This is a genomic window from Azospirillum argentinense (assembly GCF_000632475.1).
GTDB lineage: Bacteria > Pseudomonadota > Alphaproteobacteria > Azospirillales > Azospirillaceae > Azospirillum > Azospirillum baldaniorum.
Map to the genome: position 1 here is coordinate 1,712,001 of NZ_CP007793.1, position 17,611 is coordinate 1,729,611.

Here is a 17,611-nt window from a genome sequence, read left to right on the forward strand (position 1 = left end):
TTCTTGTTCCCCTTCAAACCGCTCAACCGAACACCGAGAGCCAAGCCACCAGCAGCACCACACCGATCACCATCGCGAAGGCGTAGTGATAGACGTAGCCGGACTGGAGGCGGCTGGCGCGCGCCGCGACGTCGCGGGTGGCGGCGGCGATCCCGTCCGGACCGACACCGTCGATCACGGCGCCGTCGCCGGATTTCCACAGGCCGTAGCCCAGATACTTGGCCGTGCGCACGAACAGACGGTCGTACAGCTCGTCGAAGTACCACTTGTTGTACAGGAACTGGTGCACGCCACGGAACGTGGTGGCGACCTTCTCCGGCAGGCCCGGGATCGCCATGTACATGATGTAGGCGAGCGCGATGCCGATCAGGCCGACGACCAGCGGAGCCAGCTTGACCCAGCCCGGGGTGTGGTGGTGGGCCGCCTCGATGCTGTTGTTGTCCGCCAGCACCAGGATGGTCTTGCCCCAGAAATGCTCCATGCTGTGGCCGATGAACAGCTCGTGGAAGCCGAAGCCGGCGAACAGCGCGCCCACCGCCAGCACCGCCAGCGGGATCAGCATGACGATCGGCGATTCATGAGCGTGGTCGAAGACCGACTTCTCCATCCGCGGCTTGCCGTGGAAGGTCATGAACAGCAGACGCCAGGAGTAGAAGGCGGTCAGCAGGGCCGCGGCGATGCCGAGCGCGAAGGCGAACTTGCCGACCGGGCTGGCCGAGGCGAAGGCCGCCTCCAGGATCATGTCCTTGGAATAGTAGCCGGCGAAGAAGGGCAGACCGGCGAGCGCGAGGTTGCCGATCCACATCACCGCGTAGGTGAAGGGGATCTTCCGCCAGACGCCGCCCATGTTGCGCATGTCCTGCTCATGGTGCAGGGCGTGGATCACCGAGCCGGCGCCGAGGAACAGCAGGGCCTTGAAGAAGGCGTGCGTGAACAGGTGGAACATCGCCGCGCCGTAGGCGGAGACGCCCGCGGCGAAGAACATGTAGCCGAGCTGGCTCATGGTCGAATAGGCGATGACGCGCTTGATGTCGAACTGGGTGAACCCGATGGTCGCCGCGACGAAGGCCGTCAGGGCGCCGACCACGGCCACGATCTCCAGCGCCGTCGGGGCGTATTCGAAGACCGGGGACAGGCGGCAGACCATGAACACGCCGGCGGTCACCATGGTGGCCGCGTGGATGAGCGCCGACACCGGGGTCGGGCCTTCCATGGCGTCCGGCAGCCAAGTGTGCAGGCCGAGCTGGGCCGACTTGCCCATGGCGCCGATGAACAGCAGCAGGCAGGTGACGGTCAGCGCGTCAAAGTTCCAGCTGAGGAAATGCAGCGTCTGACCGGCCAGTTCCGGCGCCTTGGCGAAGATCGCGTCGAACTGGACGGAGCCCGTCAGCACGAAGATCGCGAAGATGCCGAGCACGAAGCCGAAGTCGCCGACGCGGTTGACCAGGAAGGCCTTGATCGCCGCGTTGTTGGCCGAGGGCTTCTCGTACCAGAAGTTGATGAGCAGGTAGGAGGCGAGACCCACGCCCTCCCAGCCGAAGAAGAGCTGCACGAGGTTGTCGGCCGTCACCAGCATGAGCATGGCGAAGGTGAACAGCGACAGGTAACCCATGAAGCGCGGCTTCTGCGGGTCCTCGGCCATGTAGCCGATGGAATACAGATGGACCATCGACGACACGGTGTTGACCACCACCAGCATGACCGCGGTGAGCTGGTCGACGCGCAGCGCCCAGGACACGTCCAGGCCGCCGCTGCGCATCCAGCTCATCAGCTCGATCGTGCGGGGATGGCCGCCGACGGCGACGTCGAAGAACAGCACCCAGGACAGGACTGCGGAGAGCAGGACGGCACCGGTGGTGACGAACTGCGCGGCGCGGTCGCCCACGGTGGGCGGCCCGGCGACGACGTGATGGTCGTCGTGGCCGTCTTCGTGATGCTCGTCGTGAGCGTGCGCGTCATGCGCATGGGCGTCGTGGCCATGACCGTGGTCATGCCCATGGTGATCGTGGCCGCCGGCGTGCGCCGGCTCCGCCTTCGGTCCGCCGAACAGGGCGATGGAACCCGCGACGAGGAACGCCAGGAGCGGGAGGAATACGACAAGGACTTCCATGGCGCTGCCTTAGCCCCTCATCAGATTGATGTCTTCGACCCGGATGGAGCCGCGGTTGCGGAAGTACACCACCAGGATGGCGAGACCGATGGCCGCCTCGGCGGCGGCGACGGTCAGGATGATCATGGAGAAGACCTGCCCGACCAGATCGTTCAGGAAGACCGAGAACGACACCAAGTTCAGGTTCACGGCGAGCAGCATCATCTCGATCGACATCAGGATGATGATGACGTTCTTCCGGTTGAGGAAGATGCCGAGGACGCCGAGCGTGAAGATGATGGCCGAGACCGTCAGATAATGCCCGAGACCGATTTCCATGATCACACGCCCTCCCCGGTCGGCACCTTGCGGATGGCGACCACGTCCTCGCGCCGACGGGCGAGCTGGGAGCCGATGTTCTGCTTCCGGACACCCTCACGCTGACGCAGGGTCAGGACGATGGCGCCGATCATGGCGATCAGCAGCACGAGGCCCGACGCCTGGAACAGATAGACGTAGTGGGTGTAGATCAGCTGGCCGAGCTGCTCGGTGTTGGTCGCACCGGCCATCGCCGCGACCGGCGCCGAGGCGGCTTTCTCCGCCGCCGGCGCGATGATCCAGCCGCCGAGCACGGCGGCCAGCTCGGCCAGCAGGATGAGGCCGATCAGCCCGCCGATCGGCAGGTACTGGAGCGCGCCCGCCCGCAGCTCGCGGAAGTTGATGTCGAGCATCATCACCACGAACAGGAACAGCACCGCGACCGCGCCCACATAGACGATCACCAGGATCATCGCGATGAACTCGGCCCCGAGCAGCACGCACAGGCCGGCGGCCTGGAAAAAGGCCAGGACCAGATAAAGGACCGAATGAACCGGATTCCGCGCCGAGATGACCATCACACCGGAGGCCACCAGCAGCGCGGCAAAGACGTAGAAGGCGATGCCTTGAACAATCATCGTTATCCCCGTTTCCGCTTACCGCACTGCAACGACTTACCGGTACGGCGCCTCGGCCGCGAGGTTCTGGGCGATTTCCGCTTCCCAGCGGTCGCCGTTCGCCAGCAGCTTCTGCTTGTTGTAGAAAAGCTCTTCACGGTTCTCGGTGGAGAACTCGAAGTTCGGACCCATCACGATGGCGTCCACCGGGCAAGCCTCCTGGCAATAGCCGCAGTAGATACACTTCGTCATATCGATGTCGTAGCGCGTGGTGCGGCGGCTGCCGTCCTCACGCGGTTCGGCCTCGATGGTGATGGCCAGGGCCGGACACACCGCCTCGCACAGCTTGCAGGCGATGCAGCGCTCCTCGCCGCCGGGATACCGGCGCAGGACGTGCTCGCCGCGGAAGCGGGGGCTGATGGGGCCCTTTTCGAACGGGTAGTTCAGGGTCACCTTGGGCTTGAACATGTAGCGCAGGGTGAGCCCGAGGCCGCCCAACAGTTCGGTCAGGAACAGGCTGCGCGCCGCACGATCGAGGAACGCCATGGCCTCTTCGTCTCCTTCCTAGCGGGCGCCCCGTTCCGGGTGACGCCCGCGCTTTCTCTTTGAAACTCGATCCGATGGTCCGTTCAGGCGCCGGTCACTTCGGCAGCCAGCCGAACGTCACCAGCACGCCGGCCGTCAGCACGACCCACAGCAGCGAGAACGGCAGGAACACCTTCCACCCCAGACGCATCAGCTGGTCGTAGCGGTAGCGCGGCATGGTCGCGCGGACCCACACATAGACGAACAGGCAGAAGGCGATCTTCAGGGCGAACCAGATCGGGCCGGGGATCCAGGTGAAGGGCGCGAACGGCAGCGGCGGCAGCCAGCCTCCCAGGAACAGGATGCTGGTCATCGCGCTCATCAGGATCATGTTGGCGTATTCGCCAAGGAAGAAGAGCGCGAAGGGGGCCGAGCTGTACTCCACCATGAAGCCGGCCACCAGCTCCGACTCGCCTTCCGGCAGATCGAAGGGGGACCGGTTGGTTTCCGCCAGCGCCGAGATGAAGAAGATGACGAACATCGGCAGCAGCGGGATGGCGAACCAGATCGTCTCCTGCGCCTCGACGATCTTCGTCAGGTTCAGCGAGCCGACGCAGAGCAGGACGGAGATGATGACGAGGCCCATCGAGACCTCGTAGGACACCATCTGCGCCGCCGAGCGCAGCGCGCCGAGGAAGGCGTAGCGCGAGTTCGACGCCCAGCCGGCCATCACGATGCCGTACACGCCCAGCGACGAGATCGCGAACAGGTACAGGATGCCGACGTTGATGTCGGCCAGCACCATGCCGTAGTCGAAGGGAATGACCGCCCAGGCGACCAGCGCCAGGAAGAAGGTCAGCATCGGGGCCAGATAGAACACGAAGCGGTTCGCGCCGACCGGCAGGATCTGCTCCTTCGCGAACAGCTTCAGGCCATCCGCGAAAGGCTGCAGAAGCCCGAACGGGCCGACGATGTTCGGGCCCTGGCGGAGCTGCATGGCGCCCATGATCTTACGCTCGGCGTAGGTCATGAAGGCCACGGCCACCAGGAGCGGCACGACGATCGCCAGGATCTTGAGGACGATGATGATCAGCGGCAGCAGGAAGCCGCTCCAGAACTCAGCCATGGGTACCGGTCCTCTCCTGAGCGCTCTCGGCGGGCTTCACGGCGGGCTTCACGAACGTCTCGGCGCAACGAGCCATGGTCACCGAGGCGCGGCTGATCGGGTCGGTCATGTAGTAGTTCGCGACCGGCGACTGCAGCGGGGCCGCGTCGAGCGCACCCTCCGCGCCGAACGGCGCCCAGGGGGCCGGCGTGACCGTGCCGACCGCCGCGAAGACCGGGTTGACCTCGGCCAGACGGCGACGGATCTGCGTCAGGCTGTCGTAGGGCAGCTTGTGGCCGAGCTGTTCCGACAGGGCGCGCAGGATCTTCCAATCCTCCCGCGCCTCGCCGGGCGGGAAGGTGGCGAGACGCGCCTGCTGCGGACGGCCCTCGGTGTTGACGTAGAGGGCGTTCTTCTCGGTGTAGGCGGCGCCCGGCAGGATGACGTCGGCGCGGTGGGCGCCCTTGTCGCCGTGGTGGCCCTGGTAGACCACGAAGGCGTTGCCCAGAGCGGCGGTGTCGATCTCGTCGGCGCCCAGCAGGTACACCACGTCGATCTCGCCCTTCCCTGCCCCCTCGACGATGCCGGCGGTGCCGCGACCGCCCTCGCCCGGCAGGAAGCCGATGTCGAGGCCGCCGACGCGGGACGCCGCCGTGTGCAGCACGTTGAAGCCGTTCCAGCCGTCCTGAACCACGTTGAAGGTCTCGGCCAGCTTGCGCACCGCGGCTTGAACGGCGGCGCCGTCCTTGCGGCGGAAGGCGCCGGCACCGAGGATGATCATCGGGTTCTTGGCGCCGCGCAGCACGTCGGCGAAGGCATGCGTGCCGTCGACGAGCTGCTGCAGGGCGTCGGTGCCCGTGCCGAGATGGCTGTACGGGTAGGTCAGCTCGCGGGCCTCGCCGATCACCGCGACCTTCAGGCCACCCATCAGGTAGCGCTTGCGGATGCGGGCGTTGACGATGGTGGCTTCCCAACGCGGGTTAGTGCCGACCAGCAGGATGACGTCGGCCCGCTCGATCCCGGCGATGCCGCTGTTGAACAGGTAGCCCGCGCGGGACGAGGTGTCGAACAGGGCGCCGTCCTGGCGGCAGTCGATGTTGGCCGAGCCGAGGCCGGCCATCAGTTCCTTGAGCGCCAGCATGGACTCGGTGTCGGCCAGATCGCCCGCGATGGCGGCGATGCGGTTGCCCGGGACGCCCTTGACCTTGGCGGCGATGGCCTGGAAGGCCTCGGCCCAGGTCGCCGGCTGGAGCTTGCCGTCCTTGCGGACGTAGGGGCGGTCGAGACGCTGGCGCTTCAGCCCGTCATAGGCGAAGCGGGTCTTGTCGGCGATCCACTCCTCGTTGACGTCCTCGTTGACGCGCGGCAGGACGCGCATCACCTCGGGACCGCGGGTGTCGACGCGGATGTTCGAGCCGACCGCGTCCAGCACGTCGACCGTCTCGGTCTTGCGCAGCTCCCACGGGCGGGCCGTGAAGGCGTAGGGCTTGGACAGCAGAGCGCCCACCGGACATACGTCGGCGAGGTTGCCCGACAGCTCCGACCCGATGGCCTTCTCGACGAAGGTGGTGATCTCCATATGCTCGCCGCGGTTCACCGCGCCGAGGTCGGGAACGCCGGCGATCTCGTTCACGAAGCGGATGCAGCGCGTGCAGTGGATGCAGCGCGTCATCTCGGTCCGGATCAGCGGCCCCATGTACTTGTCCTGGACGGCGCGCTTGTTCTCGCCGTAGCGGCCACGGTCAAAACCGTAGGCCATCGCCTGGTCCTGGAGATCGCACTCGCCGCCCTGGTCGCAGATCGGACAGTCCAGCGGGTGGTTGATCAGCAGGAATTCCATGACGCCCTTGCGGGCCTTGTGCACGAGTTCGGTGTTGGTCTTGACGACCATCCCGTCGCCGCAGGGCATGGCGCAGGCGGCCACCGGCTTGGGCGCGCGCTCCATCTCCACGAGGCACATGCGGCAGTTCGCCGGCACGCTCAGACGCTCGTGGTAGCAGAAGCGCGGGATCTCGATGCCCAGCTGTTCGCAGGCCTGCAGGATCGAGGTGCCCGGCTCGACTTCGATCTCGATCCCGTCGATGGTGAGTTTCGGCATTGGAAACCGGGCTCCTTACTCGGCCGCCAAGGACTTGGCGGCGTTGCGGTAGTCGAGGATGCGGCGCTCGACCTCCGGCCGGAAATGCCGGAACAGGCCCTGGATCGGCCAGGCCGCGGCATCGCCGAGCGCGCAGATGGTGTGCCCCTCGATCTGCTTGGTGACCTCCAGCAGCATGTCGATTTCCTCGACGCGCGCGTTGCCGGTCACCATGCGCTGCATGATGCGGTTCATCCAGCCGGTGCCCTCGCGGCACGGCGTGCACTGGCCGCAGCTCTCATGGGCGTAGAACTGGGACAGGCGGGCGATGGCCTTCACCACGTCGGTGGACTTGTCCATCACGATCACCGCCGCGGTGCCCAGGCCCGAGCGCACGTCGCGCAGGCTGTCGAAGTCCATCAGGACCGTGTCGCAGATCGACTTCGGCAGCAGCGGTACCGACGAGCCGCCGGGGATGATCGCCAGCAGGTTGTCCCACCCGCCGCGCACGCCGCCGGCGTGCTTCTCGATCAGCTCCTTCAGCGGGATGCCCATCTCCTCTTCCACGTTGCACGGCTTGTTGACGTGCCCGGAGATGCAGAAGAGCTTGGTGCCGGTGTTCTTCGGACGGCCGAGGCCGGCGAACCACGCCGCACCGCGGCGCAGGATGGTCGGAACCACCGCGATGGATTCGACGTTGTTCACCGTGGTCGGGCAGGAATAGAGACCGGCTTGGGCGGGGAACGGCGGCTTGTTGCGCGGCTGACCCTTCTTGCCCTCGATGGACTCGATGAGCGCGGTTTCCTCGCCGCAGATATAAGCGCCCGCGCCGCGGTGGATGTAGATGTCGTAGTCGTAGCCGGTGCCGCAGGCGTTCTTGCCGATCAGCCCCGCCTCGTACGCCTCGTCGATGGCGCGCTGGACGTTGGAGCCCTCGTTGTAGAACTCACCGCGGATGTAGATGTAGCAGGCCGACGCGCCGATGGCGAAACCGGCGATCAGGCAGCCCTCGATCAGCTTGTGCGGATCGTGGCGCAGGATGTCGCGGTCCTTGCAGGTGCCCGGCTCGCCCTCGTCGGCGTTGATGACGAGGTAGACCGGCTTGTCCGTCACGTTCTTCGGCATGAAGGACCACTTCATGCCGGTGGAGAAGCCGGCGCCGCCGCGCCCGCGCAGGCCGGATTCCTTGACCTGCTCGATGATCCACTCTTTGCCCTGGGCGATCAGGGCCTTGGTGTTGTCCCAGTCACCACGCTTCCGGGCGGCGTCCAGGCCGAAGCTCTGGTAGCCGTACAGGTTGGTGAAAATGCGGTCCTCGTCGCGAAGCATCGCATCCCCCTCAATCGGCCGTGGTGGTGAAGGCCTTCAGAGTCGTCGGGCCGCCCACCGGTTCGGAGGACTGCCGGCCGATCTGCGAGCCGTGCTTGGGGATCTCGCCGCCCTTGAGGGCGTCGATGATCTTTTCCATGTGTTCCGGGCTGACGTCTTCGTAATAGTCGTCGCCGATCTGGACCACCGGCGCGTTGACGCAGGCGCCCGAACACTCGACCTCGCGCAGCGTGAACTGGCCGTCCGCGGTGGTCTCGCCGACGCCGATGCCCAGCTTGCGCTCGCAGGTGTGCACGATGTCGTCCGACCCGCGCAGCCAGCACGGCGTGGTCGTGCAGACCTGGATGACGTGCTTCCCGACCGGGGTCTTGTTGTACATCGTGTAGAAGGTCGCAACCTCGTACACGCGGATGCGCGGCATGCCGAGCAGGTCGGCCACGGCGTCCATGGCGACGCGCGGCAGCCAGCCGTCGCTCTGGCGCTGGGCCAGATCGAGCAGCGGCATGCAGGCGCTGGCCTGCTTGCCCGTCGGGTACTTCGCGATGATGGCTTTCGCCCGTTCCAGGTTTTCCGGATTGAAGGCGAAGGAGGCCGGCTCCTTGGCCGGGTCGTGAGCCGGGGCGCTCATCGGTCAATTTCTCCGAACACGATGTCCATGGACGCGATGTTGGCCACCGCATCGGCCAGCATGTGGCCCTTCGACATGAAGTCGAGGCCCTGCAGGTGGGCGAAGCCCGGTGCGCGGATCTTGCAGCGGTACGGCTTGTTCGTGCCGTCCGACACCAGATACACGCCGAACTCGCCCTTCGGCGCCTCGATGGCGGTGTAGGTTTCGCCCGCCGGGACGTGGAAGCCCTCGGTGAAGAGCTTGAAGTGATGGATCAGCGCTTCCATCGACCGCTTCATCTCGCCGCGCGGCGGCGGGGAGACCTTGCGCTCCTCCGCGCGCACCGGGCCGTCGGGAAGCTCCTTCAGGCACTGGCGGATCATGCGGTTGGACTGGCGCATCTCCTCCATGCGGACGAGGTAGCGCGCCCAGCAGTCGCCGGTCAGGCCGACCGGCACGTCGAAGTCCATGCGATCGTAGACTTCGTAGGGCTGCGACTTGCGCAGGTCCCAGGCGACGCCCGAACCGCGCAGCATCGGGCCGGTGAAGCCCCAGTTGAACGCCTCTTCCTTGGTGACGACGCCGATGTCGACGGTCCGCTGCTTGAAAATGCGATTGTTCGTCAGCAGATTGTCAATGTCGTCAACAAACTTCGGGAAGCGCTCCGTGAACTCCCAGATGTCGTCGGTCAGGCCAGCGGGCAGATCCCAGGCGACGCCGCCGGGACGGAAATAGTTCGCATGGAGGCGCGCGCCGCACACACGCTCGTAGAACTCCATGAGGATCTCGCGTTCCTCGAAGCCCCACAGCGCCGGCGTGATCGCGCCGACGTCGAGCGCGCCGGTGGTGATCGACAGGATGTGGTTCAGGATGCGCGTGATCTCGGAGAAGAGGACGCGGATGTACTGGGCGCGCAGCGGCGCCTTGATCTGCAGCAGGTTCTCGATGCCGAGCACATAGGCGTGCTCCATGCACATCGGGCTGACGTAGTCCAGGCGGTCGAAATACGGAACGGCCTGCAGGTAGGTCTTGTACTCGATCAGCTTCTCGGTGCCGCGGTGCAGCAGGCCGATGTGCGGGTCGCAGCGCTCGACGACTTCGCCGTTCAGCTCCATCACCAGACGCAACACGCCGTGGGCCGCAGGGTGCTGCGGCCCGAAGTTCATGGTGTAGGGCTTGATCTGGGTCTTGCCGCCGGACTGGCCGGCGGCGGGGTGTGCGGACGTGGCGATGGTCACGGCTTGCTCCCGGAGTCAGGGGCCTGGGCCTTCTCGTCGCCGGGCAGCATCACGTTCGTCATGCCTTCCCAGGGCGACAGGAAGTCGAAGCTGCGGAAATCCTGCGTCAGGCGGACGGGTTCGTAGACGACGCGCTTCTGGTCCTCGTCGTAGCGGCACTCGACATAGCCCGTCATCGGGAAGTCTTTGCGCAACGGGTGACCTTCGAAACCATAGTCGGTCAGGATGCGGCGCAGATCCGGATGGTCGGAGAAGAAGATCCCGAACATGTCCCAGGTTTCACGCTCGAACCAGCCGGCCGCGTTGTACACCGGCACGGCCGAGGCCACGGGAGTGTCCTCGTCGGTGGTGACCTTCACGCGGAGGCGCCGATTGTGCTTGTAGCTCAAAAGGATGTAGACGACCTCGAAGCGTTCCTCCCGCTCCGGCCAATCCACAGCGGTGACGTCGAGCAGCTGCTCGAACGAGCAGGTCGGATCGTCACGCAGGAAGGTGAGCGACTTGATGAGCGAGGGCCGGCGGACGGTCACCATCAGCTCGCCAAGCTTCAGCTCGACCTTCAGGACGTCATCGCCGAGCGTCGCGGCGATATGGTCCCCAAGTTCCTTCAACGCCTGTTCGGACATGGCCAGGACCTGCCTTTTTCTTATTCAGCGAGCGATGCGGTTGCCGCGCCGGATCTTCTTTTGGAGTTGCAGAATGCCGTAGACCAGCGCTTCCGCGGTCGGAGGACAGCCCGGCACGTAAATATCGACCGGAACGATCCGGTCGCAGCCGCGCACCACCGAGTAGGAATAGTGATAGTAGCCGCCGCCGTTGGCGCAGGAGCCCATCGAGATCACCCAGCGCGGTTCCGGCATCTGGTCATAGACCTTGCGCAGCGCGGGGGCCATCTTGTTGGTCAGCGTGCCGGCCACGATCATGCAGTCGGACTGGCGCGGGCTGGGGCGCGGAATGACGCCGAAACGGTCCAGGTCGTACCGGCTCATGTAGGCGTGGATCATCTCCACCGCGCAGCAGGCCAGACCGAAGGTCATCGGCCACAGGGAACCGGTGCGGGCCCAGGCGAGCACATCCTCGTACTTCGCCGTGATGAAGCCCTTTTCCTGGATCTCCTCGGTGACCGCGCGGAGATAGGCGTCCTGTTCCGGTCCGGGCGGAATCGGCGCCAGCTTGGCAGCCTCTACTCCCATTCCAGAGCTCCTTTCTTCCACTCATAGATGAAGCCGATGGTCAGGATCCCAAGGAACACGATCATCGACCAGAAACCGAAGAGGCCGATGTCCCCGAGCGCGACGGCCCACGGGAACAGGAAGGCGACCTCGAGGTCGAAGATGATGAACAGGATGGAGACCAGGTAAAACCGCACGTCGAACTTCGTGCGGGCATCCTCGAACGGCTCGAAGCCGCACTCGTAGGGGGAGAGCTTCTCCGAATCCGGATTCTTCGGGCTGATGACGTAAGACGCGCCAACCATCACCACGGCCAGCGCGATACCGATCAACAGGAACACCAGGATCGGAAGGTACTCAATGATCAGCGGGTTGGTCACCGCGGTCCTCCCATAAGCCCACGCCACGATCGCCGGTACGGCCCGTAATCGGCCGACGCGCGGTGTCGTGGCTGGAATGCCTTGGATTAGCCCATCAGACGGGGCGGAATATATGACGAGAGCGTGATCAAGGAAAGCGCTTTGAATCGCTTTCGGCCAACGAATCCACTCTGCGGAAATGAGCGGATGTCCTTGGTATTACCAAACTTTTTAAATGACCCTTCTCTCTATCCGGCTTATCGGATATGCGGGTCGAGCTAATCGGATATAGGGACCGCGGACCTGCCGGTAAAGCCGTGAAGGCTTCGTTTTCTTTGCAAAAAGGAGAATGCAGAGGGAGAGAATGGCGCGAGTGACGGGACTTGAACCCGCGGCCTCCGGCGTGACAGGCCGGCGCTCTAACCAACTGAGCTACACCCGCGCAACGCGGCGAAGTGAAATGCGCAAGAACAGGCGTCCGTGTCATAGGATCGCAGCGCAGTTTCCGGGGCCACGCCCCGTCGCCGATGGGCGGTTTCTAGCCGCCCGACGCATAACCTGTCAATCACGAATTTGAAAGGGACGTGCCGGAAGGACCGGGCGCGATGGTGGGCGATGAGGGTTTCGAACCCCCGACCCTCTCGGTGTAAACGAGATGCTCTACCGCTGAGCTAATCGCCCGCGCCGCGTCGTTGACCGGATTGGCGTTCCAGACAACGCAAAGCCGGCCAGCTTGTGCTGACCGGCGCGCACTATGCCCGGAATGCCCTGTCCGTTCAAGGCGTCATCACTTCAACCCGTCCTTCAGGGTCTTGCCCGGTTTGAACTTCGGTTGTTTCGACGCGGGAATGGCGATCTTCTCGCCGGTGCGCGGGTTGCGGCCCTCGCTGGCCGCGCGCTCGGAGACCGCGAATGTGCCGAAGCCGACCAGACGAACCTCCTCCCCGTTCTTGAGCGAGTCGGCGATGCCGTCGAAAACGGCGTCGACCGCCTTGGTCGCATCGGTTTTGGACAAACCCACGGCGTCGGCGACGTGCGCCACCAGATCGTTCTTGTTCACTTACTTCCCCCCTTCTCAAACCGGCAAAGAAAATGGAAGCAAAGCCGCCCAATGACTTCACGCATTCAAACGATAAACGCGACATCGCCCGCCCGTCAATTGCAGACGGGCGGGCGATGCGAAGCATGGTAGCGCTTTAAAGGTGCTTTAAACGCCGGACTCGATCAGTGACGAAGCACCTCGCCTCCACCGTCGGTCTGCGGCTTGGCGACCGCCGGCTCGACCGCCTCCGGTTCCTTCCACTCGATGGGCTCGACTTCCCGAACCAGGGCGTGCTTCAGGACGTCGTCGACGGTGCTGACCGGGATGATTTCCAGGCCGCGCTTCACGTTGTCCGGGATGTCGGCGAGATCCTTCTCGTTGTCCTTCGGGATCAGCACATGCTTCAGGCCGCCGCGCAGAGCGGCCAGCAGCTTCTCCTTCAGGCCGCCGATCGGGAGCACCCGGCCGCGCAGGGTGATCTCGCCGGTCATCGCCACGTCCTTGCGGACCGCGATGCCGGTCAGGACCGAGACGATTGAGGTGATCATCGCCACACCCGCCGACGGGCCGTCCTTCGGGGTGGCGCCCTCGGGCACGTGGACGTGGATGTCCCGCTTCTCGAAGAGCGTCGGCTTGATGCCGAAGGCGGTGGCCCGCGACTTGACGTAGCTCTCCGCCGCCTGGACCGACTCCTTCATGACGTCGCCCAGTTTGCCGGTGGTGGTCACACGCCCCTTGCCGGGAAGGCTGACCGCCTCGATCGACAGCAGCTCGCCGCCGACTTCCGTCCAGGCCAGCCCGGTGGTGACGCCCACCAGATCCTCAAGCTCCGCCTCGCCGAAGTGGAAGCGACGGACGCCGGCGTACTTGTCCAGGTTCCGGCGGGTGACCGAGACCTTGGCGCCGGCGGAGCCCTTCATCAGGATTTCCTTCACGGCCTTGCGGCAGAGATTGGCGATCTCGCGCTCCAGACTGCGGACGCCGGCCTCCCGCGTGTAGTAGCGGATCAGGTCGCGCATCGCGTCGTCGGAGATCGTGAATTCACCCTTCTTCAGGCCGTTCGCCTCGATCTGCTTCTCGATCAGGTGACGCTTGGAGATTTCGACCTTTTCGTCCTCGGTGTAGCCGGCGACCCGGATGATCTCCATACGGTCCAGCAGCGGCTGCGGCATGCGCATCGTGTTGGCCGTGCAGACGAACATCACGTCAGACAGGTCGTAGTCGACCTCCAGGTAGTGGTCGTTGAAGGTGCCGTTCTGCTCGGGGTCGAGGACCTCCAGCAGGGCCGACGACGGGTCGCCGCGCCAGTCGGCGCCGAGCTTGTCGATCTCGTCCAGCAGGAACAGCGGGTTGGATGACTTCGCCTTCTTCATGCCCTGGATGACCTTGCCGGGCATCGAGCCGATGTAGGTGCGCCGGTGACCACGGACCTCGGCCTCGTCCCGCACGCCGCCGAGCGACATGCGCACGAAGTTGCGCCCCGTGGACTTGGCGATCGACTTGCCGAGCGAGGTCTTGCCGACGCCGGGCGGCCCGACGAGGCAGAGAATCGGCCCCTTCACCTTGTTCATGCGGTTCTGGACCGCGAGATACTCGAGGATGCGTTCCTTGACCTTCTCCAGGCCGTAATGGTCGGCGTCGAGGATCTTCTGCGCGAGCTTCAGGTCCTTCTTCACCTTGGTGCGCTTCTTCCACGGAATGGACAGCATCCAGTCCAGGTAGTTGCGCACCACCGTCGCCTCGGCCGACATCGGGCTCATGGAACGCAGCTTCTTCAGCTCGGCCAGGGCCTTGTCGCGGGCTTCCTTGGAGAAGCGGGTCTTGTTGATCTTCTCTTCCAGTTCGGCCGACTCGTCGCGGCCGTCCTCGGTCTCGCCGAGTTCCTTCTGGATCGCCTTGAGCTGTTCGTTGAGGTAGTACTCGCGCTGGGTCTTCTCCATCTGCCGCTTGACGCGGTTGCGGATGCGCTTTTCCACCTGCAGGACGCCGATCTCACCTTCCATGAAGGCGTAGACCCGCTCCAGACGCTCCGACACCGTGGCGCATTCCAGAAGCTGCTGCTTCTCCGGAATCTTCAGCGCGAGGTGGGAGGCCACGGTGTCCGCCAGCTTGCCCGGCTCCTCGATCTGGTTGATCGAGACCAGGACCTCCGGCGGGATCTTCTTGTTCAGCTTGATGTACTGTTCGAATTGCGAGACGACGGCCCGGCCCAGCGCTTCAAGCTCCTGGCTTTCCCCGACCTTCTCCTCGACGAGGTCGGCGTGGGCCTGGAAGAAATCCTCGTTCTCGGCGAACTTGGTGATGGACGCGCGCTGGCCGCCCTCCACCAGCACCTTCACCGTTCCGTCCGGCAGCTTCAGCAGCTGCAACACGGTCCCAACGGTGCCGACGCTGTAGATATCGGCCGGCGTCGGATCGTCCTGCGCGGCGTTCTTCTGGGTGACGAGAAGGATCTGCTTGTCGTCCTTCATAACGTCTTCCAGGGCGCGCACGGATTTCTCGCGGCCGACGAAAAGAGGCACGATCATGTGGGGGAAAACCACAATGTCGCGGAGCGGCAGGACCGGATAGAGGGCACCACGAGGGATTTCGAACATTGATTGGGCCTCTTTCATTGGGACGCCGTCAGCCCGGGATGGGCCTGGGAGGAACCCCGCCTCGGGGATGAGCGCAGGGATCGGAAACCGGCACTTTTTCTAACGTGGCACAGCCATAGCCCCCCTTCAAGGGCCAGAACCCCAATTCCGTATGGCGGTGCGGCAAGGGCTTAACCCTTGTCACGACGCGGCTGCGCCTTCACGGCGCCGTCGGCCTGACCGTCCTTCCACCGATGCCACACCTCTGCCGGTGGCGGCGGTTCGAAGGAGCTTTTCATGAAAAGATGCGCGCCCGCGGATCTGCGAAACCAACTGGTTGCCGATGCCGACGGCTTCCTTGGGAACAACATCGTCTGCTATCCGACGCAGCAGATGAACCGCTCCGACTTGCCTGAAATATACAAGTCTCCGTTTTTCTATCTGCTCGACCAGAGGCGGGAATTGCATGTCGAGACGGTCAACCGGGAGGTCTACAGGAAGAATTACACGGTCAGCCGCCGGTCAAGACTGTTGGGATTTTTCAGAAAGGATTGGGAGTGGAGCGTCGCCGGCGCTTATTGCCTCACAAGCCCCGACCTGGGTTTGCGCCCCATGACGACGCCCACGCCGAGCTGGTGCGCCTACTATCTTCCCTGGATTTCAGACAAGATCACCCAGATCACCTTGGGCGATGGCGCCGACCTGTTCTTCAACGCGACCATGGACGGCTGCTCCTTCGGCTGGGCCGCCAAGGCGAACCAGACAGTCAGCGTCGCTCACGCGAATTTGTGCAACATCGAGGGAATGACAGAAGACGCCACGGCGGCGGAACTGCGCAACCTCAACCCCGATTTCTCAATTTACGGGCCCAGCCGGTATCGCGCCTTCGGAGATCATACCAAATGCTCACTCGTCGGCGTGCGCGTCCAAGGGCGGTGGCGATTGTACAGCCAAGTCTATACCGAAGACATGTGCAGCGAGGACGATGTTGTAAGATACGCGTACAAGATCTGCAACGTGAGCCGGTTGATGTGACCAGCGGCCCCGCCCAGGCATGAAAAAGGGCGCCCGAAGCGCCCTTTCTCGTTTTCGCAACCTCCGCCGGTGAGGGTCAGGCGCCAGGGGCCTGTTGCTCCCCGCGGCGTTCGGCGTGGACGTAGAGCGGCTTGGCCCGCCCCTCGACCACTTCCTTGTTCACCAGGATGCTCTCCACCCCCGAAAGCCCCGGGAGATCGAACATCGGGTCGAGCAGGATCGACTCCATGATCGAGCGCAGGCCGCGCGCGCCGGTCTTCCGCTGGATCGCCTTGTGGGAGATGGTGCGCAGGGCGTCGTCGGAGAACTCCAGACGGACGTCCTCCATCTCGAACAGGCGCTGGTACTGCTTGACCAGGGCGTTCTTCGGCTTGGTGAGAATCTCCACCAGAGCCGCCTCGTCGAGATCGGCCAGGGTGGCGACCACCGGCAGACGGCCGATGAACTCGGGGATCAGACCGAACTTCAGCAGATCCTCGGGCTCGACCTCGCGCAGGATATCGCCGGTCGAGCGCTCGTCCGGACCGCGCACGTCGGCACCGAAGCCGATCGAGGTGCCCTTGCCGCGCTGGGCGATGATCTTGTCGAGACCGGCGAAGGCACCGCCGCAGATGAACAGGATGTTGCTGGTGTCGACCTGCAGGAACTCCTGCTGCGGATGCTTGCGGCCACCCTGCGGAGGCACGGAGGCGACGGTGCCCTCCATGATCTTCAGCAGGGCCTGCTGCACGCCCTCGCCCGACACGTCGCGCGTGATCGACGGGTTGTCGGACTTGCGGCTGATTTTGTCGACCTCGTCGATGTAGACGATGCCGCGCTGCGCCCGCTCGACGTTGTAGTCGGCGGCCTGGAGCAGCTTGAGGATGATGTTCTCGACGTCCTCACCGACATACCCCGCCTCGGTCAGGGTCGTGGCGTCGGCCATCGTGAAGGGAACGTCGATGATCCGGGCGAGCGTCTGGGCGAGCAGCGTCTTGCCGCAGCCGGTGGGGCCGACCAGCAGGATGTTGGACTTCGCCAGTTCGACGTCGTTGTGCTTCGTGCCGTGCGCCAACCGCTTGTAGTGATTGTGCACCGCAACCGAAAGGACCCGTTTCGCGTGATGCTGGCCGATCACGTAATCGTCCAGTACCGCATGGATGTCGCGCGGGGTCGGCACGCCGTCGCGGGACTTCACGAGGGTCGTCTTGTTCTCCTCGCGAATGATGTCCATGCACAGCTCGACGCATTCATCGCAGATGAACACCGTCGGACCGGCAATCAGCTTGCGGACCTCGTGCTGGCTCTTGCCGCAAAAGGAGCAGTAGAGCGTGTTCTTCGAATCGCCGCTGCTGGACTTGCTCATCGGTACTCCGTCATCTCGCGGGGGACTGATCCGTATAACCTGTCAACCGCCTGCGGCGTCCCCCGACGCCGGTCCTTTCAAAGGTTGTCCCGGGCATGGCCCGTGACAAGGTTAACGCATCCGCTCATCCTTCGAACCCGATCCATCGGACCGGTTCCCCATCATTCAACAACAGGG

Annotated in this window: 16 protein-coding genes and 2 tRNA genes; 1 reads left to right on the forward strand and 17 read right to left on the reverse strand. The window is 64.5% G+C overall.

Going from position 1 to position 17,611, the window contains the following annotated elements; translation table 11 throughout:
• Positions 1-22: 22 nt before the first annotated feature.
• From nuoL to lon, 16 genes are all read right to left on the reverse strand, one after another.
• Positions 23-2,110 (reverse strand): NADH-quinone oxidoreductase subunit L, encoded by a 2,088-nt coding sequence (gene nuoL / locus ABAZ39_RS08160; protein ID WP_038528384.1) that lies wholly within the window; start codon positions 2,108-2,110, stop codon positions 23-25.
• Between the two features lie 9 nt (positions 2,111-2,119).
• A complete protein-coding gene (gene nuoK, locus ABAZ39_RS08165) occupies positions 2,120-2,428 on the reverse strand; it encodes an NADH-quinone oxidoreductase subunit NuoK (RefSeq protein ID WP_014240130.1) in 309 nt (102 codons plus the stop codon).
• 2 nt (positions 2,429-2,430) lie between these two features.
• The gene (locus tag ABAZ39_RS08170; protein ID WP_014240129.1) at positions 2,431-3,045 is read right to left on the reverse strand and encodes an NADH-quinone oxidoreductase subunit J; all 615 of its coding nucleotides are present in this window, start codon (positions 3,043-3,045) and stop codon (positions 2,431-2,433) included.
• Between the two features lie 36 nt (positions 3,046-3,081).
• Positions 3,082-3,570, reverse strand: a complete 489-nt coding sequence (nuoI, locus tag ABAZ39_RS08175; protein WP_014240128.1) for an NADH-quinone oxidoreductase subunit NuoI — start codon at positions 3,568-3,570, stop codon at positions 3,082-3,084.
• A gap of 94 nt (positions 3,571-3,664) precedes the next feature.
• Entirely contained in the window at positions 3,665-4,675 is a 1,011-nt protein-coding gene (gene nuoH, locus ABAZ39_RS08180; protein ID WP_014240127.1) for an NADH-quinone oxidoreductase subunit NuoH, read from the reverse strand.
• Positions 4,668-6,752, reverse strand: a complete 2,085-nt coding sequence (nuoG, locus tag ABAZ39_RS08185; protein WP_038528388.1) for an NADH-quinone oxidoreductase subunit NuoG — start codon at positions 6,750-6,752, stop codon at positions 4,668-4,670. Before nuoG ends, nuoH begins: the two co-directional genes overlap by 8 nt.
• A gap of 15 nt (positions 6,753-6,767) precedes the next feature.
• Entirely contained in the window at positions 6,768-8,060 is a 1,293-nt protein-coding gene (gene nuoF / locus ABAZ39_RS08190; protein ID WP_014240125.1) for an NADH-quinone oxidoreductase subunit NuoF, read from the reverse strand.
• 10 nt (positions 8,061-8,070) lie between these two features.
• Positions 8,071-8,688 (reverse strand): NADH-quinone oxidoreductase subunit NuoE, encoded by a 618-nt coding sequence (nuoE, locus tag ABAZ39_RS08195; protein WP_038528391.1) that lies wholly within the window; start codon positions 8,686-8,688, stop codon positions 8,071-8,073.
• Positions 8,685-9,833 carry an NADH-quinone oxidoreductase subunit D gene (locus ABAZ39_RS08200; protein WP_038531004.1) on the reverse strand — a complete coding sequence of 383 codons (1,149 nt, stop codon included), beginning with the start codon at positions 9,831-9,833 and terminating at the stop codon, positions 8,685-8,687. The genes nuoE and ABAZ39_RS08200 overlap by 4 nt, the downstream gene beginning before the upstream one ends.
• 68 nt (positions 9,834-9,901) lie before the next feature.
• Positions 9,902-10,531, reverse strand: a complete 630-nt coding sequence (locus tag ABAZ39_RS08205) for an NADH-quinone oxidoreductase subunit C (protein ID WP_038528393.1) — start codon at positions 10,529-10,531, stop codon at positions 9,902-9,904.
• A gap of 24 nt (positions 10,532-10,555) precedes the next feature.
• Positions 10,556-11,098: a NuoB/complex I 20 kDa subunit family protein gene (locus tag ABAZ39_RS08210; RefSeq protein ID WP_014240121.1), complete on the reverse strand. Its 543-nt coding sequence runs from the start codon at positions 11,096-11,098 to the stop codon at positions 10,556-10,558.
• The gene (locus ABAZ39_RS08215) at positions 11,089-11,457 is read right to left on the reverse strand and encodes an NADH-quinone oxidoreductase subunit A (protein WP_014240120.1); all 369 of its coding nucleotides are present in this window, start codon (positions 11,455-11,457) and stop codon (positions 11,089-11,091) included. Before ABAZ39_RS08215 ends, ABAZ39_RS08210 begins: the two co-directional genes overlap by 10 nt.
• Positions 11,458-11,801: 344 nt before the next feature.
• Positions 11,802-11,878 (reverse strand) — tRNA-Asp (locus tag ABAZ39_RS08220).
• A gap of 164 nt (positions 11,879-12,042) precedes the next feature.
• A tRNA-Val gene (locus ABAZ39_RS08225) sits at positions 12,043-12,117 on the reverse strand.
• Positions 12,118-12,223: 106 nt separating this feature from the next.
• Positions 12,224-12,496, reverse strand: a complete 273-nt coding sequence (hbs, locus tag ABAZ39_RS08230; protein ID WP_038528397.1) for a non-specific DNA-binding protein Hbs — start codon at positions 12,494-12,496, stop codon at positions 12,224-12,226.
• 164 nt (positions 12,497-12,660) lie between these two features.
• On the reverse strand, positions 12,661-15,075 hold the full coding sequence (gene lon / locus ABAZ39_RS08235; protein ID WP_038528399.1) for an endopeptidase La: 2,415 nt from the start codon (positions 15,073-15,075) through the stop codon (positions 12,661-12,663).
• Between the two features lie 276 nt (positions 15,076-15,351).
• Between lon and ABAZ39_RS08240 the strand changes: the two genes are divergently transcribed.
• Entirely contained in the window at positions 15,352-16,089 is a 738-nt protein-coding gene (locus ABAZ39_RS08240; protein WP_038528402.1) for a hypothetical protein, read from the forward strand.
• 76 nt (positions 16,090-16,165) lie between these two features.
• On the opposite strand, the gene clpX is transcribed toward ABAZ39_RS08240, so the two are convergent.
• The gene (clpX, locus tag ABAZ39_RS08245; protein ID WP_038528404.1) at positions 16,166-17,434 is read right to left on the reverse strand and encodes an ATP-dependent Clp protease ATP-binding subunit ClpX; all 1,269 of its coding nucleotides are present in this window, start codon (positions 17,432-17,434) and stop codon (positions 16,166-16,168) included.
• Positions 17,435-17,611 lie beyond the last annotated feature (177 nt).

Excerpts from the sequence above, each read along its gene's own strand:
- nuoL (WP_038528384.1), bottom strand. The coding sequence starts at position 2,110 with ATGGAAGTCCTTGTCGTATTCCTCCCGCTCCTGGCGTTCCTCGTCGCG.
- nuoK (WP_014240130.1), bottom strand. The coding sequence starts at position 2,428 with ATGGAAATCGGTCTCGGGCATTATCTGACGGTCTCGGCCATCATCTTC.
- ABAZ39_RS08170 (WP_014240129.1), bottom strand. The coding sequence starts at position 3,045 with ATGATTGTTCAAGGCATCGCCTTCTACGTCTTTGCCGCGCTGCTGGTG.
- nuoI (WP_014240128.1), bottom strand. The coding sequence starts at position 3,570 with ATGGCGTTCCTCGATCGTGCGGCGCGCAGCCTGTTCCTGACCGAACTG.
- nuoH (WP_014240127.1), bottom strand. The coding sequence starts at position 4,675 with ATGGCTGAGTTCTGGAGCGGCTTCCTGCTGCCGCTGATCATCATCGTC.
- nuoG (WP_038528388.1), bottom strand. The coding sequence starts at position 6,752 with ATGCCGAAACTCACCATCGACGGGATCGAGATCGAAGTCGAGCCGGGC.
- nuoF (WP_014240125.1), bottom strand. The coding sequence starts at position 8,060 with ATGCTTCGCGACGAGGACCGCATTTTCACCAACCTGTACGGCTACCAG.
- nuoE (WP_038528391.1), bottom strand. The coding sequence starts at position 8,688 with ATGAGCGCCCCGGCTCACGACCCGGCCAAGGAGCCGGCCTCCTTCGCC.
- ABAZ39_RS08200 (WP_038531004.1), bottom strand. The coding sequence starts at position 9,833 with ATGAACTTCGGGCCGCAGCACCCTGCGGCCCACGGCGTGTTGCGTCTG.
- ABAZ39_RS08205 (WP_038528393.1), bottom strand. The coding sequence starts at position 10,531 with ATGTCCGAACAGGCGTTGAAGGAACTTGGGGACCATATCGCCGCGACG.
- ABAZ39_RS08210 (WP_014240121.1), bottom strand. The coding sequence starts at position 11,098 with ATGGGAGTAGAGGCTGCCAAGCTGGCGCCGATTCCGCCCGGACCGGAA.
- lon (WP_038528399.1), bottom strand. The coding sequence starts at position 15,075 with ATGTTCGAAATCCCTCGTGGTGCCCTCTATCCGGTCCTGCCGCTCCGC.
- ABAZ39_RS08240 (WP_038528402.1), top strand. The coding sequence starts at position 15,352 with ATGAAAAGATGCGCGCCCGCGGATCTGCGAAACCAACTGGTTGCCGAT.
- clpX (WP_038528404.1), bottom strand. The coding sequence starts at position 17,434 with ATGAGCAAGTCCAGCAGCGGCGATTCGAAGAACACGCTCTACTGCTCC.